General features: G+C 63.6%; 12 protein-coding genes, 1 pseudogene and 1 riboswitch. Of the genes and pseudogenes, 2 read left to right on the top strand and 11 right to left on the bottom strand.

Annotation, left to right across the window (positions count from 1 at the left end):
• Positions 1-88: 88 nt before the first annotated feature.
• The 8 genes and pseudogenes from parC to KI243_RS02570 form a co-directional block, all read right to left on the bottom strand.
• Positions 89-2,347: a DNA topoisomerase IV subunit A gene (gene parC / locus KI243_RS02600; protein ID WP_212810416.1), complete on the bottom strand. Its 2,259-nt coding sequence runs from the start codon at positions 2,345-2,347 to the stop codon at positions 89-91.
• Between the two features lie 10 nt (positions 2,348-2,357).
• Positions 2,358-2,450 (bottom strand): annotated as a pseudogene (locus tag KI243_RS32795) (TIGR02281 family clan AA aspartic protease); the annotation flags it as partial.
• A 14-nt stretch (positions 2,451-2,464) separates the two neighbouring features.
• Positions 2,465-3,463, bottom strand: a complete 999-nt coding sequence (locus tag KI243_RS02595) for an esterase-like activity of phytase family protein (RefSeq protein WP_212810415.1) — start codon at positions 3,461-3,463, stop codon at positions 2,465-2,467.
• Positions 3,463-5,367: a DNA topoisomerase IV subunit B gene (gene parE, locus KI243_RS02590; protein ID WP_103033103.1), complete on the bottom strand. Its 1,905-nt coding sequence runs from the start codon at positions 5,365-5,367 to the stop codon at positions 3,463-3,465. The genes KI243_RS02595 and parE overlap by 1 nt, the downstream gene beginning before the upstream one ends.
• A 39-nt stretch (positions 5,368-5,406) precedes the next feature.
• Positions 5,407-6,015, bottom strand: coding sequence for a YqiA/YcfP family alpha/beta fold hydrolase (locus tag KI243_RS02585; protein WP_042934918.1), 609 nt, complete (start codon positions 6,013-6,015; stop codon positions 5,407-5,409).
• Positions 6,016-6,190: 175 nt separating this feature from the next.
• A complete protein-coding gene (cpdA, locus tag KI243_RS02580) occupies positions 6,191-7,009 on the bottom strand; it encodes a 3',5'-cyclic-AMP phosphodiesterase (protein WP_017125094.1) in 819 nt (272 codons plus the stop codon).
• A gap of 138 nt (positions 7,010-7,147) precedes the next feature.
• Positions 7,148-7,603, bottom strand: coding sequence for a DUF1249 domain-containing protein (locus KI243_RS02575; protein ID WP_017125095.1), 456 nt, complete (start codon positions 7,601-7,603; stop codon positions 7,148-7,150).
• Positions 7,594-8,214, bottom strand: coding sequence for an NUDIX domain-containing protein (locus KI243_RS02570; protein WP_177083394.1), 621 nt, complete (start codon positions 8,212-8,214; stop codon positions 7,594-7,596). Before KI243_RS02570 ends, KI243_RS02575 begins: the two co-directional genes overlap by 10 nt.
• Positions 8,215-8,424: 210 nt before the next feature.
• Here KI243_RS02570 and KI243_RS02565 point away from each other — a divergent pair, with 210 nt between their 5' ends.
• Positions 8,425-9,165 carry an RsiV family protein gene (locus KI243_RS02565; protein WP_017125097.1) on the top strand — a complete coding sequence of 247 codons (741 nt, stop codon included), beginning with the start codon at positions 8,425-8,427 and terminating at the stop codon, positions 9,163-9,165.
• Here KI243_RS02565 and cytX read toward each other — a convergent pair.
• The gene (cytX, locus tag KI243_RS02560) at positions 9,134-10,426 is read right to left on the bottom strand and encodes a putative hydroxymethylpyrimidine transporter CytX (RefSeq protein WP_017125098.1); all 1,293 of its coding nucleotides are present in this window, start codon (positions 10,424-10,426) and stop codon (positions 9,134-9,136) included. The two genes, KI243_RS02565 and cytX, sit on opposite strands and share 32 nt — an antisense overlap.
• A 183-nt stretch (positions 10,427-10,609) precedes the next feature.
• Positions 10,610-12,499, bottom strand: a complete 1,890-nt coding sequence (gene thiC / locus KI243_RS02555; RefSeq protein WP_017125099.1) for a phosphomethylpyrimidine synthase ThiC — start codon at positions 12,497-12,499, stop codon at positions 10,610-10,612.
• Between the two features lie 146 nt (positions 12,500-12,645).
• Positions 12,646-12,751, bottom strand: a riboswitch (TPP riboswitch).
• Between the two features lie 188 nt (positions 12,752-12,939).
• Between thiC and KI243_RS02550 the strand changes: the two genes are divergently transcribed.
• Positions 12,940-14,379: a TolC family outer membrane protein gene (locus tag KI243_RS02550; protein ID WP_212810414.1), complete on the top strand. Its 1,440-nt coding sequence runs from the start codon at positions 12,940-12,942 to the stop codon at positions 14,377-14,379.
• A gap of 94 nt (positions 14,380-14,473) precedes the next feature.
• Here the strand turns inward: KI243_RS02550 and waaA are convergent, their stop codons facing one another.
• Positions 14,474-15,751 (bottom strand): lipid IV(A) 3-deoxy-D-manno-octulosonic acid transferase, encoded by a 1,278-nt coding sequence (waaA, locus tag KI243_RS02545; protein WP_212810413.1) that lies wholly within the window; start codon positions 15,749-15,751, stop codon positions 14,474-14,476.
• Positions 15,752-15,756 lie beyond the last annotated feature (5 nt).

The raw sequence follows: 15,756 nt of genomic DNA, 5'->3' as shown, positions 1-15,756 counted from the left end.
CGCATATCATCCGTGAATATGCGCCATGACTCCAGTGTTGCAGCGTCGATCCTGCGCTAAAAAGCTAGGACAAACGCTCTAAACCGGCTTAATTGCCAGCTTCTACCAATAACGCATCGACCCGCTGGAAGCCCCGCGGCAGTTTATTGCCACGCCGCCCACGCTCGCCCTTGTAGTGCTCCAGGTCATCGGCCTTGAGCGACAAGGTACGTTTGCCGGCCTGCAGCACCAGCGTCGCGCCATCCGGGATCACCGCCAGGTCGGTGACGTACTCTTCCCGGCTGGCGACCCGCTCACCGGGAATACCGATGATCTTGTTGCCCTTGCCCTTGCCCAGTTGCGGCAGGTCGCTGATCTTGAAGATCAGCAGGCGACCCTCGGTGGTCACCGCCGCCAGCCAGTTCTGCTCGCGGTCGGTCACCGGCTTGGGCGGCATCACCTTGGAACCGTTGGGCAGACTCAGCAGGGTCTTGCCCGCCTTGTTCTTGGCCTGCAGGTCCTCACCCTTGACCACGAAACCATACCCGGCATCGGAAGCGATGACATACAAGGCCTCGTCTTCCGGCAACAGCACACATTCGAAGCTCGCACCCGGCGGCGGCGTCAGGCGACCGGTCAGCGGTTCGCCCTGGCCACGCGCCGACGGCAACGTGTGGGCCGCCACCGAATAACTGCGCCCGGTGGAGTCGACAAACACCGCAAACTGGTTGGAACGCCCCGCTGCCGAGGTCTTGAAGCCATCACCGGCCTTGTAAGACAGTCCAGTGGCGTCAATATCATGGCCTTTTGCACAGCGAACCCAACCTTTTTCCGACAAAACGACTGTTACCGGCTCGGTGGGCATCAATTCGTTTTCCGACAGCGCCTTGGCCTCGGCACGGGAAACGATCGGCGAACGACGGTCATCGCCATAGGTTTGCGCATCGGCGAGCAGCTCGGTACGCACCAGTTTCTTCAGCTTGGTCTCGCTGGCCAGCAGCGCTTGCAGCTTGGCCTGCTCCTTGAGCAGTTCATCCTGCTCGGAGCGCAACTTCATCTCTTCCAGCCGCGCCAACTGACGCAGGCGGGTATCGAGGATGTAGTCCGCCTGGATCTCGCTGAGGGCGAAACGCTCGATCAGCCTGGCCCGCGGGTGTTCCTCGGTACGGATGATATGGATCACTTCATCCAGGTTGAGGTAGGCGATCAGCAAGCCGTCCAACAGGTGCAGGCGCTTCTCGACCTTGTCCAGGCGGAACTTCAGGCGGCGACGGACGGTGTTGACCCGGAATTCCAGCCATTCCACCAGCAAGGTGCGCAGGTTCTTCAACTGCGGCTTGCCGTCCAGGCCGATGATATTGATGTTGACCCGGTAGCTGGACTCCAGGTCGGTGGTGGCGAACAGATGCTGCATCAGCTCGTCGAGGTCGATGCGGTTGGAGCGCGGGATGATCACGATCCGGCAGGGATGCTCGTGATCGGATTCGTCCCGCAGGTCGGCGACCATCGGCAGCTTCTTGGCCTGCATCTGCGCGGCGATCTGTTCCAGCACCTTGGCCCCGGAGACCTGATGCGGCAGGGCATGCACCACGATATCGCCGTCTTCGATGCGATAGACCGCGCGCATGCGTACCGAGCCACGACCGGTTTCATAGATCTTCAGCAGGTCGGCCTGCGGGGTGATGATCTCCGCTTCGGTGGGGTAATCCGGGCCGGGAATGAACTTGCACAAATCCTCTACCGTGGCCTTGGGCTCATCCAGCAGGTGCACACAGGCGTTGGCCACTTCCCGCAGGTTGTGCGGCGGCACGTCGGTGGCCATGCCCACGGCGATGCCGGTGGTGCCGTTGAGGAGGATATTCGGCAAACGTGCCGGCAATACGGCGGGTTCGTCGAGGGTACCGTCGAAGTTCGGCACCCAGTCCGCGGTGCCCTGACCCAGTTCGCTGAGCAGCACTTCGGAATAGCGCGACAACCGCGACTCGGTATAACGCATGGCAGCGAAGGACTTCGGATCATCCGGCGCACCCCAGTTGCCCTGGCCGTCCACCAGGGTGTAGCGATAGCTGAACGGCTGCGCCATCAGCACCATGGCTTCGTAGCAGGCCGAATCGCCGTGGGGGTGGAATTTACCGAGCACGTCACCGACGGTCCGCGCGGACTTCTTGTGCTTGGCGTCGGCGTCCAGCCCCAGCTCACTCATGGCGTAGACGATCCGCCGCTGTACCGGTTTCAGGCCGTCGCCGATATGCGGCAGTGCACGGTCCATGATCACGTACATGGAGTAGTTGAGGTAGGCCTGTTCGGTGAAGTCAGCCAATGACCGGCGTTCTACGCCATCCAGGCTGAGATCAAGGGAATCGCTCATGCGGGCCTCATCAGTTCGTAGTCTGGCGCAACGGCAAAGTGCCGCCACGCTGGGTGAATTCAGGTTTGTTCAAAGCACTCGACACAAGGCCGGCGCGCTTGCCAGGCAAGCACCGGCTCATGATCCGGCGCTCCAGCCACCTTCCGGCGCGGCAAAACGCCAGACGATCGGCCGGGCCTCGCCATCGGCGCGGGCCCCGTTGTTGTTATCCAGGCCGATCCATGCCCCCTCGGCGTCGACCACCAGGGCTTCGGCCAGGCCGTAGTTCTGCGGATAGATACGCGGGGCGGTGAGCGCTTCGGCGGCAAACGACCAGCAGCGCTCGACCTGCCCGCTGCGCGCATCGCGGCGACAGATCCGGTAGGCATTGCGTTCCAGGGTGAACAGCTTGCCATCGAACAGCGACAGATCGGCAAAGTCCCGGGTGGCCGCCTTGGCCTTGGGAAACTGCGGCGGCTGCATCTCGCGCGCCCCTTCGCTGAGCAGCACGCAGGCGCCCTCGCAATCCCACACCGTCTGCTGGCGCTTGACCAGCAACAGGCCCCGACGCTCGCGCTCGGCAGCCAGCCAGAGACGGTCACCTTCCGGGCTGACGGCCAGGCCTTCGAAGATCGCATTGAAATGCAGCAACATGCCACTGCCCCGCGCCTGGCGTACCAGGTTCGGGGTGATCTTCAGCCACTCCGGCGCGCCGTTCGCGGGTACTTTGAGGACCGCGGCGTGGGCTTCGCTGACGATATAGCGGTTACCCGCGTCATCACAGCTCACCCCCTCGAAATCCAGCTCGCCACCCCGGACGAACGAGGCCGCCCAGGTGCGCACCTGCAAGCCCCAGGGCAAGCCGCTGTCCGGCACCGGCGGCACTTCCAGGTGCACGCCCTCGGCCTGCCAGACCCGGTTCGCGGTATCCAGCCGGTAGAGCAGATCGTCGTCGCGATCCGAGACCGTCCACAACGTCTTGCCACACAGCGCCAGCCCGGACAGGTTGCCGCCGCGCATGCCTTCGACCGGGTGCTCGGACAGCAACTTCAGCTCGGGAAACCCGGGGGCCGCGCTCGAATCGGCGAACGCCGGCCAGGCGACGAGCAGCAACAGCGCCGCAAGGGCTCTGCGCATCAGGCCAGCACCTCTGCCAGGTCGCCCTTGGATTCCAGCCAGCTCTTGCGGTCACCGGCGCGTTTTTTCGCCAGCAGCATGTCCATCATTTCCGAGGTCGCCTCGAAATCGTCCAGGGTCAACTGCACCAAGCGCCGGGTGTTCGGATCCATGGTGGTTTCGCGCAGTTGCGGCGGGTTCATTTCGCCCAGGCCCTTGAATCGGGTGACCTGCGGCTTGCCACGTTTCTTCTCGGCCACCAGGCGATCGAGAATACCGTCGCGCTCGGCCTCATCCAGGGCATAGAAGATTTCCTTGCCGAGGTCGATCCGGTACAGCGGTGGCATCGCCACGTAGACGTGACCGGCATCCACCAGCGGCCGGAAATGCTGGACGAACAAGGCACAGAGCAAGGTGGCGATGTGCAGGCCGTCGGAGTCGGCGTCGGCGAGGATGCAGATCTTGCCGTAGCGCAGCTGGCTCATGTCCGCCGCACCCGGATCGACACCGATGGCCACGGCGATATTGTGCACTTCCTGGCTGGCGAGCACTTCGCTGCCGTCGACTTCCCAGGTATTGAGGATCTTGCCGCGCAACGGCAGGATCGCCTGGAATTCCTTGTCCCGCGCCTGCTTGGCCGAACCGCCGGCGGAATCACCCTCCACCAGGAACAGTTCGGAGCGCATCGGGTCCTGGCCGGCGCAGTCGGCCAGCTTGCCCGGCAAGGCCGGTCCCTGGGTAATACGCTTGCGTTCGACCTTCTTGCTGGCCTTCAGGCGGCGGCCGGCGTTGTTGATCGCCAGCTCGGCCAGTTGCATGCCCAGCTCGGGGTTGGCGTTGAGCCACAGGCTGAAGGCGTCCTTGACCACCCCGGAGACAAACGCCGCGGCTTCGCGGGACGACAGGCGTTCCTTGGTCTGCCCGGAGAACTGCGGCTCCTGCATCTTCATCGACAGGACAAAGGCGATCCGTTCCCAGACGTCTTCCGGCGCCAGCTTCACGCCACGCGGCAACAGGCTGCGGAATTCACAGAACTCGCGCATGGCATCGAGCAGGCCCTGGCGCAAGCCGTTGACGTGGGTGCCGCCCTGGGCCGTGGGGATCAGGTTGACATAGCTTTCCTGGACGCTGTCGCCGCCTTCGGGTAGCCACAGCAGGGCCCAGTCCACCGCCTCCTTGTTGCCGGCCAGGCTGCCGCAGAACGGCTCGTCCGGCAGGCGTTCGAAGCCGCTGACCGCGTCCACCAGATAGGAACGCAGGCCATCTTCGTAATGCCACTCGACCTTCTCGCCGGTGGCCTTGTCCTCGAAGCTGACCAGCAACCCCGGGCAGAGCACCGCCTTGGCCTTGAGCACATGCTTGAGGCGGCTGACGGAGAACTTCGGCGAGTCGAAATACTTCGGGTCCGGCGCGAAATACACGCTGGTACCGGTATTGCGCTTACCCACGGTGCCGACCACTTCCAGCTCGGTGGCCTTGAAGCCGTCGGCGAAGGTCATCTGGTATTCGTTGCCATCACGCTTGACCCGGACCCGCACCTGGGTCGACAGGGCGTTGACCACGGAAATGCCCACGCCGTGCAGGCCGCCGGAGAACTGGTAGTTCTTGTTGGAGAACTTGCCGCCCGCGTGCAGCTTGGTGAGGATCAGCTCGACACCGGACACGCCCTCTTCCGGGTGGATATCCACCGGCATGCCGCGTCCGTCGTCGGACACTTCCAGGGAATGATCGGCGTGCAGGATGACCTGCACCGACTTCGCGTGCCCGGCCAAGGCTTCGTCGACGCTGTTGTCGATGACTTCCTGGGCAAGGTGGTTCGGCCGACTGGTGTCGGTGTACATGCCCGGGCGTTTGCGCACCGGGTCGAGGCCCGAGAGGACTTCGATGGCGTCTGCGTTATAAGAGCTAGCGCTGGGAGTGGCCATGGGGTCTCGTCGTCAGTCGTCTATGAATAGGGGTCATTCTCAAAGTACAGAGAAATCGATCGCTTGATACTTATCGGCACCGATGCCGGCAAAACTCAGCAACGCCGGCAATTGTCGGGCAAAGCCCTGGAAACCGTGGTCGCCGCCAGCCTGGATACGCAAGGCACACGCCCGGTAATACTGTTGCGCCGCACGATAATCAAGGGTTTCATCGGCCGTTTGCAACCATACCTGAAATCGCTGCGGGTCTTGGGGCGCCGGCACTTCCAGTTCGGCCAGGGCCGCCACGTGGTCGAGGGTCAGTTCCCAGGTTTCGCCGCTGTAGAGATTCTGCTGCGGGCCGAGATGGCCGTCGAACATCCGATGCGGGCTGACCGCCGGGTTGACCAGCAGGGCCTTCAGGCCATGGCGCTCGGCCAGGTGAGTCGCATAGTAGCCGCCGAGCGAGCTGCCGACCAGCAGCGGACGACCGAGTTCGGCAATGGCGGCTTCCAGCTGGGGCATGGCCTGGCGCGGATGATGGTGCAGGGCCGGGACCCGCAGCTGCTCGCCCAGGCCCAGGCGGGTCATCACCGAGATCAGCTGGCTCGCCTTCTGCGACTCGGGCGAGCTGTTGAAACCGTGGATATAGAGGATCGATCCGGACATGTCGCTGCTCTCCATAGGTAAGCTATCCATAGGCAGCCCCGCACAGGCAGCCGCTGCCTTGCGCAGTCGCCCGGCGGCTAGGACGCCAGGCTGCGCACGGACAAAGACGCGCAGTTTAGCCTGAGTCCGGGGCCATGACTCGCCCAGAGATATTTCCTACCGATATTGGAGAAGCTCAGTAACCGGTGCCACCGTAGTCGACCTTGAAATCGAAGCCGCGGACCCGCGAAACACCGGTATCCAGCCGTCCGTCCGGATGCAGGCGCAACCAGCGGTAGCCCGGGGCCTTGTCGTCGACCTTGAAGTCCTCGCTGCCCGGCGCGAACTGTACGCAGGTCGAGGGCGAGGCCAGCAGGCGCACGTCATTGCGCTGCTGGTCGAATTCCTGGTGGATATGCCCCCACAACAGCGCCCGCACCTGGGGAAAGCGGTCCAGCACGGCGAACAGTGCCTCCGGATTGCGCAGGCCGATCGGCTCCATCCAGGCACAGTCGATGGACACCGGATGGTGATGGAAGCAGACCAGGTGATGACGCTGCGGCGCCTCGCTCAGGGACTGTGCCAGCAGTTGCAACTGCTCGTCCTGCAGATACCCCGGCACCGAACCCGGCACGGCGGAGTCCAGCAGGGTCACGCGCCAGTTGCCGATGTCCACCACGGCCTCCAGCAGATCGCTGTGGCTGGCGGCCTCGGCCATTTCCCGCAACTCGTCATGGTTGCCCGGGAACCAGCGGGCCGGCGCCGGGATGCGCCCGCTCATCTGGCGGAAGCACTGGTAGGACTCCAGTGTGCCGTCCTGGGACAGGTCGCCACTGGCCAGCACCAGGTCAACCCGGGGCTGTTCGACCAGGACACAATCAATCACCCGTTGCAGGCTCTCGCGGGTGTTCATGCCCAACAGCGTACCGTCTGCCTCGGCAAACAGATGGCTGTCGGACAGTTGCACCAACAGCACCGAATCCGTGGTGGTCGACTGAGTGGCTACGCTCGACAAGGCGCTCTCCCGGGAAATACTGGCTGGACCGTTTTGAACCGTTTCGTTCAAAACCGCGTTGGGCGCAATTATGGTCGGGGAACCTGGAAAGAGGAAATGGCTGAAACGGGGCACAGTTCACATTTAGCCGGATACAACCTAACGCACTGCCTCGAATTCATGGCCGCAGGCCAGGCAATGACTCAACCACTCCCCGAGGAACACGTTGAGCTGGGCCTTCTCGTCCGGCTGGTGCATGGCCGCGTTCGGGTACGGGTAGATGCTGCGAAAACGCCGGGCATGTTCGGCACTGATCACTTCGGCCATGCGCGCATCGTGGTAGACCTGTACCTGCAGTTCCGGCACCGGCAACCAGGGCAGGCTGTGTTCCTGGCGAACCAGCAGCGTCGTGGTGTAGGGGTTGTCCTGCAGGACCTCCAGCGCCAGGACGCCAAGCATCTGCTCGCCCTGGGTCACGGCGATCCGCCGGGCGCGCTGCTGCTGGTCGCGCATCTCCGGCAGCAGGCGCATCAGACGGGCATAGTTCGCCTCGCAGGCCGCCTGCAGCCCGATCAGATCGACCCGATAACGTTCACGCAGCAGACTTACGACCATAACCCCCTCACTTCGGCGCGATTCAATGCCAGCCATTGCAAGGCAATGATCGACGCCGCATTGGCAATTCGTCCGTCACGCACGGCCTGCAGGGCATCTTCGAAAGCCCAGACCGACGCCCGGATATCTTCACTCTCCTCCACCAGGCCAAACAGGCCGCCAGCCCCCTCGGTCTCGCAGCGTCCCAGGTACAGGTGAACGAATTCGTTGCTGCCACCCGGCGACGGAAAGTATCGGGTGATCGGCCACAGGGCCTGCAGATTCAGGTCAGCTTCCTCCTGCGCCTCGCGCTGAGCAACCTCTTCCGGTTGTTCATCCTTGTCGATCAGACCGGCGACCAGTTCGACCATCCACGGATTACCGGCATTGCCCACCATGGCTCCCACCCGGAACTGCTCCAGCAGGACCACTTCATCGCGCCGCGCATCGTAGGGCAGGACGCATACCGCATCATGGCGCACGAACACTTCGCGAGTGATCTCCTTGCCCATACCGCCGGCGAAGAGTTCGTGGCGCAGATGCAGGCGATCAAGCTGGTAGAATCCCTTGAAGCAGTTCTCCCGCCGGGTGATCTCGACGGTCGTCGGACTGGCCTTGATGGTATCGGTCATGCTGATCCTCTCTAGCTGTAGCGGCGAGGCTCCCCCTCGACTTCGCGCCATCCTAACGCGCCGACACCTGCCGATGCAGCCCCTTTCCCATCGCCGGGATAGACGGCCGCCCCTGAAACCTACTCTAATCAGCTTAGTGGCGAACCGAGTGCGCTGCCGGGAGTCGAAGCCCGATCACTTTGGCCTTTCTTTCGCTGACGAAGGACGTACATGTCGTTTCTAAAAATCGCTTCACTGACCTGCATCGCCCTGACCCTGGGTGCCTGCCAGAGCCTGTTCCAACCCGCCCTGCAGAAACCGCTGGAGTTCAAGGGCGACGCATCCGAACAGATCAAGCCAGGCTGCAACGAACCGGATTGCCCGCTGGTGAATATCGATACCGTGCACTTTCCGAGCGAGCCGCAACTGGACGGCCTGATCGAGCGCAGCCTGCTGCAAATGGCCCGCACCTCGCCCGACGCGCCGTTGCCGCCTTCGCTCAAGGCCTATCGGGAGCAGTTCCTCGCCACCTCGGCCAGCCGCCACAGCAGCTATTTGCAAGCCAAGGTACGCGAGCAGCATGACGGCTTGGTGATCATCGAATTGTCCAGCTACCTGGATGATGGCGGTGCCCACGGCATGCCGGGACGCAGCTTCATCACCTGGTCGCGCCAGGAACACAAGGCCCTGACCCTGCAGGACATGCTGCTGCCGGGTCAGGAAGAGGCCTTCTGGAAACTGGCCAAGGTCGCCCACAACAACTGGCAGATCAGCAACCGCCAGGACCTGGACTTCATCCGCGCCTGGCCCTTCCAGAAGACCCCGAACGTCACCCTGGCCAGCGATGGCGTGATCCTCAAGTACAACGTGATGACCATTGCCCCTTACGCGGCAGGCCTGATCGAGCTGAAGATCGACTATTCGCGCCTCAATGGCATCCTCAGGCCCGAGCGGTTTCCCGCCCGTAAGTGAAGGCCTTGCCCAGCAGCAGTTGCAGCAGCCCTGCCAGCACCAGTGACGGCAGGGTTGCGCCCAGGTCCGGGTAGAGATTGGCCAGCAGGTGATAGGTGCTGATGCCGCCCAGCCAGGCCAGCAGTGCCGGCCAGCGCAGCAGCGACGAGGCCACCTGGGCACTGCGCCGGCGCAGGATGAAGTGGTCCACCAGCACCACGCCGAACAACGGTGCGAACACCGAGCCGATCAGCAGCAGGAAGTTCTGGTACTGCGCCAGCGGCGCGAGGCAGGCGATCAGGGTGCAGATCACGCCGATGCCCAGGGCCAGGTGCTCGACCTTCAGGCGCAACAGGATGCCACTGGAGACCGCCGCCGAGTGGATATCGGCAAAGGCGTTTTCCGACTCGTCGAGCAGGATCAGCAGCAGTGGAATCCCCAGCCCGGCACCTGCCAGGGCCAACAGCAGGGCGTTGGTTTCGCCGCTTGGGGCGAAGGCCAGGGTGTAGGCCACGCCCAGGCTCATCAACCAGAAGTTGCCGATAAAAAAGCCCAGCGCCGTCCCGCCGAAGACGCTTTTCGCGCGCTTGCCGAACCGCGAGTAGTCGGCGATCAGCGGCAACCAGGACAACGGCATGGCAATCGCGATATCGAAGCCCACGGCAAATGGCATCGAGCCGTCACCGGCCTGGGCCCACAAGGCGCCCAGGTCGGCCCTGGCAAAGAGGTTCCAGGTCAGCCACAGGCAGGCGGCCAGCAACAGCCAGATGCCCCATTTGCGCAGGATCTTGCGCACGAAGGTCAGTGGACCGCTCACTGCCAGCAAGGTCGCCAGTGCGCCGAAGACCAGGGTCCACAGCAACGGGTTGGCCATCAGGCTGCCTTCGCTGAATGCCCGGGTGCCGAGCAGGCTCGCGGCATCGCGCATGACGATGATCTCGAACGAACCCCAGCCCACCAGTTGCAGCAGGTTGAGGATCGCCGGCAGGCTCGCGCCGCGCTGGCCGAGGGTGAGTTTCAGGGCGGCCATCGAGGCCAGGCCGGTGTCGCTGCCGATCACGCCGACGGCGGCCAGCAGCAGCACGCCCACCGCCGTACCGAGCAGGATCGCCAGCAGCGAGCCGGACAGGCCCAGGCCCGGCGCCAGCAAGGCGCCGGTCTGCAAGACCATCAGGCCGATGCCGAGGGAAAACCACAGGGAAAACAGATCGCGCGCACCGAACACACGTTGGCCGGCCGGGACCGCGAGATCGGGAGAATAGGTACTGCTGGGTGTGCTCAAGGGAAGGTATCTCGAAGACAAGTATTTTTATTGTGAATGCAGCGGCGTCTGTCAGGCCCCCTTCGCGGACAAGCCCGCTCCCACGATTGGTTGTCGTACAGCAAAGCCGTGTTCGACACATCCACGCAGGAGCGGGCTTGCCCGCGAAGAGGCCCGTACGGGCGCCCCTCATCCCGGATCGGATCAGACCTTCTGGTACAACTGGCTGCCTTCGCGCTTGAAGCGCTCCGCCTGTTCCGCCATGCCCTGGGCAGCCTCCACATCGACCGCCTCGATCCGCTGGTTGGCCGCGTATTCACGGACTTCCTGGGTGATCTTCATCGAGCAGAACTTCGGCCCGCACATGGAGCAGAAATGCGCGACCTTGGCCGAGTCCTTCGGCAGGGTCTCGTCGTGGTACGAACGCGCGGTATCCGGGTCCAAGCCCAGGTTGAACTGGTCTTCCCAGCGGAACTCGAACCGCGCCTTGCTCAAGGCATTGTCACGGATCTGCGCGCCCGGATGGCCCTTGGCAAGGTCGGCCGCATGGGCGGCGATCTTGTAGGTGATGATCCCGGTCTTCACGTCATCCTTGTTCGGCAGGCCCAGGTGTTCCTTGGGCGTGACGTAGCAGAGCATGGCGCAACCGAACCAGCCGATCATCGCCGCACCGATGCCGGAGGTGATGTGATCGTAGCCCGGGGCGATGTCGGTGGTCAGCGGACCGAGGGTGTAGAACGGCGCCTCGTCGCAGCACTCCAGCTGCTTGTCCATGTTCTCCTTGATCAGTTGCATCGGCACGTGGCCGGGGCCTTCGATCATGCACTGCACATCGTGCTTCCAGGCGATCTTGGTCAGTTCGCCCAGGGTTTCCAGTTCGCCGAACTGCGCTTCGTCGTTGGCATCGGCAATCGAGCCCGGACGCAGGCCATCGCCCAGCGAGAAGCTGACGTCGTAGGCCTTCATGATTTCGCAGATTTCGTCGAAATGGGTGTAGAGGAAGTTTTCCTTGTGGTGCGCCAGGCACCACTTGGCCATGATCGAACCGCCGCGGGAAACGATCCCGGTGACGCGCTTGGCGGTCATCGGCACGTAGCGCAGCAGTACGCCGGCGTGGATGGTGAAGTAGTCGACGCCCTGCTCGGCCTGTTCGATCAGGGTGTCGCGGAACAGCTCCCAGGTCAGGTCTTCGGCCACGCCGTTGACCTTCTCCAGCGCCTGGTAGATCGGCACGGTACCGATCGGCACCGGCGAGTTGCGGATGATCCACTCGCGGGTTTCATGGATGTGCTTGCCGGTGGACAGGTCCATGACCGTGTCCGAACCCCAGCGGATGCCCCAGGTCAGCTTGGCCACTTCTTCCTCGATGGAAGAACCCAGGGCACTGTTGCCGATATTGCCGTTGATCTTCACCAGGAAGTTGCGGCCGATGATCATCGGCTCAAGCTCCACGTGGTTGATGTTGGCCGGGATGATCGCGCGGCCGCGGGCGATTTCCTCGCGGACGAATTCGGCGGTGATCTCTTTCGGGATGCTTGCGCCGAAGCTGTGGCCGGCGTGCTGCTGCTTCAACAGGCCGGCTGCGCGGGCCTCCTGCAGCTTCATGTTTTCGCGGATGGCGACGTATTCCATCTCGGCGGTGATGATGCCCTTGCGCGCATAGTGCATCTGGCTGACGTTGGCCCCGGCCTTGGCCCGGCGCGGGTTGTTGACGTGGGCGAAACGCAGCTTGGTCAGCTCGGGATCGGCCAGGCGCTGCTGGCCGAAGTTCGAGCTCAGACCGCTCAGGCGCTCGGTGTCGCCACGGTCGTCGATCCATGCCGAACGCACATCGCCCAGGCCCTTGCGCACGTCAATCACAACGTTGGGATCGGTGTAGGGGCCCGAGGTGTCGTAGACGGTCACCGGAGCGTTGATCTCGCCGCCGAAGTCGGTCGGCGTCACGTCGAGGCTGATTTCACGCATCGGCACGCGGATATCCGGGCGCGAGCCCTGCACGTAGATTTTTTGCGAGCGGGTAAACGGCTGCACGGATTGCTCGTCGACCTTGGCGGAATCGCTGAGGTTCGCGGCATCTCTCAATTTTGTACTCATCACGGCTCTCCAGACGGCATCCAGGGGGATTGTCGGGACGAACCTGAAAGGCACGGACGCACCAGGACTGGTGCTGTGCTCTGTCCTCGCGAACGCTGTTCGATTGTCGAACAACATCCCGGACGGAGCACAAGAGGACTCGCCGGGGGACGAGAAATCTTGTTCCCTACGCAGGCGCTAACCTGATCAGGTTCAACGGGATCCGGAATTATCCGATCTCAGCCCCATAGCAAGGCACCCCGACAAGAACGGGCCGAGTGTAGACCAAGACTGCGACATAACGCCACCACCCTCGTGTTCGTCTGGATAAATGGCCGATATGCAGGATTGTTGCGAAACCCCACGGCAACTACACTCGCCTACGGCTTGACGCTGCCCGCACCGCGCAGTAGCCTCGGCCACCGAATTATCACCGTAATATTTACTCCAAGGATCGCCACATGCTGCGCAAACTCTCACTGGCCCTGGCCGTGTCTTGTGCGACCAACGGAATGGTCTGGGCAGCTGAAGCGCCCTTGTCGACCAAGACCGACCTGGTCAGCGTCTACCAGGAAGCCGTCGACAACAACGCCGATCTGGCCGCCGCCCGCGCCGACTACGACGCGCGCAAGGAAATCGTGCCCCAGGCCCGCGCCGGCCTGCTGCCGAACCTTTCGGCGGGCGCCAGCAGCAACAACGTCCACACCTCGATCGATCGGCCGTCGGCGACCATGAACCGCAGCGCCAATGTCTATCAGGCGACCCTGAGCCAGCCGCTCTTCCGCGCCGACCGCTGGTTCCAGTTCCAGGCAGCCAAGGACGTCAACGAACAGGCCGCCCTGCAACTGTCGGCCACCGAGCAGAACCTGATCCTGCAAAGTGCCGAAAGCTACTTCGCGGTGTTGCGCGCCCAGGACACCCTGGCTTCGACCAAGGCCGAGGAAGCGGCGTTCAAGCGCCAGCTCGACCAGTCCAACGAACGCTTCGACGTGGGCCTGTCGGACAAGACCGATGTGCTGCAATCCCAGGCCAGCTACGACACCTCGCGGGCCAACCGGATCGTCGCCCAGCGCCAGGTCGAAGACGCCTTCGAAGCGCTGATCACCCTGACCAACCGCCAGTACAACTCGATCCAGGGTATCGTCCATACCTTGCCGGTGCTGGCGCCCACGCCCAATGACGCCAAGGCCTGGGTCGATACTGCGGCCAAGCAGAACCTCAACCTGCTGGCCAGCAACTACGCGGTCAGCGCCGCCGAGGAAACCCTCAAGCAGCGCAAGGCCGGCCACGCACCGACCCTGGACGCGGTGGCCCAGTACCAGGCTGGCGACAACGACGGCTTTGGCCTGAGCAACCCCAATGCCCTGGGCCAGAACTATGGCGGCCCGGTGAAGCAGACCACGGTCGGCCTGCAATTGAACATCCCGCTCTACAGCGGCGGCCTGACCAGCTCGCAGGTCCGCGAATCCTATTCGCGCCTGAGCCAGACCGAGCAGCAACGTGAAGCCCTGCGTCGGCAGGTGGTGGAAAACACCCGCAACCTGCATCGCGCGGTCAATACCGATGTGGAACAGGTACAGGCGCGCAAGCAGTCGATCATCTCCAACCAGAGCGCGCTGGAAGCGACCGAAATCGGTTATCAGGTGGGCACGCGCAATATCGTCGACGTGCTCGATGCCCAGCGCCAGCTGTACACCTCGGTGCGTGACTACAACAACACCCGCTACGACTACATCCTCGACAACCTGCGCCTGAAGCAGGCGGCCGGGACCCTGAGTCCGGACGACCTGAGCGCCCTGGCGCGCTACCTGAAGGCCGACTACAACCCGGACAAGGACTTCCTGCCACCTGACCTGGCGAAGGCGGCAGCGGCCAATCTGAAGGCCAATCCGGGTTATTGATGGCGCCACAAACCCTGTAGGAGCCGGCTTGCCGGCGATGGCGTCACCTGAGACAGCGCAAGACTCACGGGCCTCATCGCCGGCAAGCCGGCTCCTACAGCGACAACAACCGCCCCAACCCATCCAGCAATCGCTGCAACGCGCCCTGGTTGGCCTGCATCACCTTCAACCCCGCCTCCGCCATCTTCTGCGCATCCCGCGGCAGTTCGAACAGGCGCTGCACCGCCACCGCCAGCCCTTCGGCATCGTCCACTTCCTGCAACGCTCCCGCTTCGCGCATCAACGCGGCGATCTCGAGGAAGTTGAACAGGTGCGGCCCGCTCAATACCGGTTTGGACAAGGCTGCCGGCTCCAGCAGGTTGTGTCCGCCATTGGGCACCAGGCTGCCGCCGACAAAGGCGCTGTCCGCCAGGGCATAGAGAAACAGCAGCTCGCCCATGGTGTCGCCGAGCAGCACCGAAACCTGTGCGCTGACCGGTTCGGCGGTGGAGCGCCGAACGGTGGGGAAACCCTGCTGCCGGCACAATTCGAAGACACTGTTGAAGCGCTCCGGATGCCGGGGCACCAGGATCAGCAAGGCATCCGGATGACTGGCCAGCAGTTGCCGATGCGCCGCCAGGACCACCTCGTCCTCGCCCTCGTGGGTGCTCGCGGCGATCCACACCGGCCGCTGCTGTGCCTGCCATTGCCCGCGCAGCTCGGCGGCACGCGCCAGCAATTGCGGATCGATACTCAGGTCGAACTTGATCGAACCGGTAACCTCGACGGATTCCGGACGCGCGCCCAATTGCCGGAAACGTTCGGCCTCGGCCTCGGTCTGCACCGCGATCAGGCTCATCTCCTCCAGCATCGGCCGGGTCAGCCGGGCAAACCGGGCGTATCCCCTGGCCGAGCGCGCCGACAGCCGCGCATTGGCCAATGCCACCGGAATCCCGCGCCGGGCGCACTGATGGATATGGTTGGGCCACAGCTCGGTTTCCATGATCACCGCCAGCCTGGGCCGTATCGCATCGAGAAAGCGCGCCGCGGCCCAGGGCAGGTCGTAGGGCAGGTAGCAATGCTGGATACGCGGCTCACTGGCGAACAGTGCCTTGATCCGCTCCGAACCGGTGGGAGTCATGCAGGTCACGGTGATCGGCACCTGCGGGTACTGCGCCAGCAACGCGCGGATCATCGGCGCGGCGGCAATGCTCTCGCCCACCGACACCGCGTGGACCCAGATACCGTCCGGGTGCATCGGTGGCAGGCCACGGGCAAAACGTTCACCGATACGCCGGGCATAGGCCGGAGCCTTGCGTGCCCGCAACCATAGACGCAACGCCACCAGCGGCAGCCCCAGATGAAACAGCAAGGTGTAGAGAGTTCTATTCATGGCGG

Source organism: Pseudomonas sp. Ost2 (genome assembly GCF_018326065.1).
Lineage (GTDB): Bacteria > Pseudomonadota > Gammaproteobacteria > Pseudomonadales > Pseudomonadaceae > Aquipseudomonas > Aquipseudomonas gingeri.
Note: the sequence above shows the minus strand (reverse complement) of the source record. Positions and strands in the feature narration are given on the sequence as shown.

Bases quoted from the DNA above. Each gene is read 5' to 3' on its own strand.
- waaA (WP_212810413.1), bottom strand. From the start codon at position 15,751: ATGAATAGAACTCTCTACACCTTGCTGTTTCATCTGGGGCTGCCGCTG.
- KI243_RS02570 (WP_177083394.1), bottom strand. From the start codon at position 8,214: ATGACCGATACCATCAAGGCCAGTCCGACGACCGTCGAGATCACCCGG.
- KI243_RS02585 (WP_042934918.1), bottom strand. From the start codon at position 6,015: ATGTCCGGATCGATCCTCTATATCCACGGTTTCAACAGCTCGCCCGAG.
- KI243_RS02550 (WP_212810414.1), top strand. From the start codon at position 12,940: ATGCTGCGCAAACTCTCACTGGCCCTGGCCGTGTCTTGTGCGACCAAC.
- parE (WP_103033103.1), bottom strand. From the start codon at position 5,367: ATGGCCACTCCCAGCGCTAGCTCTTATAACGCAGACGCCATCGAAGTC.
- KI243_RS02565 (WP_017125097.1), top strand. From the start codon at position 8,425: ATGTCGTTTCTAAAAATCGCTTCACTGACCTGCATCGCCCTGACCCTG.
- thiC (WP_017125099.1), bottom strand. From the start codon at position 12,499: ATGAGTACAAAATTGAGAGATGCCGCGAACCTCAGCGATTCCGCCAAG.
- parC (WP_212810416.1), bottom strand. From the start codon at position 2,347: ATGAGCGATTCCCTTGATCTCAGCCTGGATGGCGTAGAACGCCGGTCA.
- KI243_RS02595 (WP_212810415.1), bottom strand. From the start codon at position 3,463: ATGCGCAGAGCCCTTGCGGCGCTGTTGCTGCTCGTCGCCTGGCCGGCG.
- KI243_RS02575 (WP_017125095.1), bottom strand. From the start codon at position 7,603: ATGGTCGTAAGTCTGCTGCGTGAACGTTATCGGGTCGATCTGATCGGG.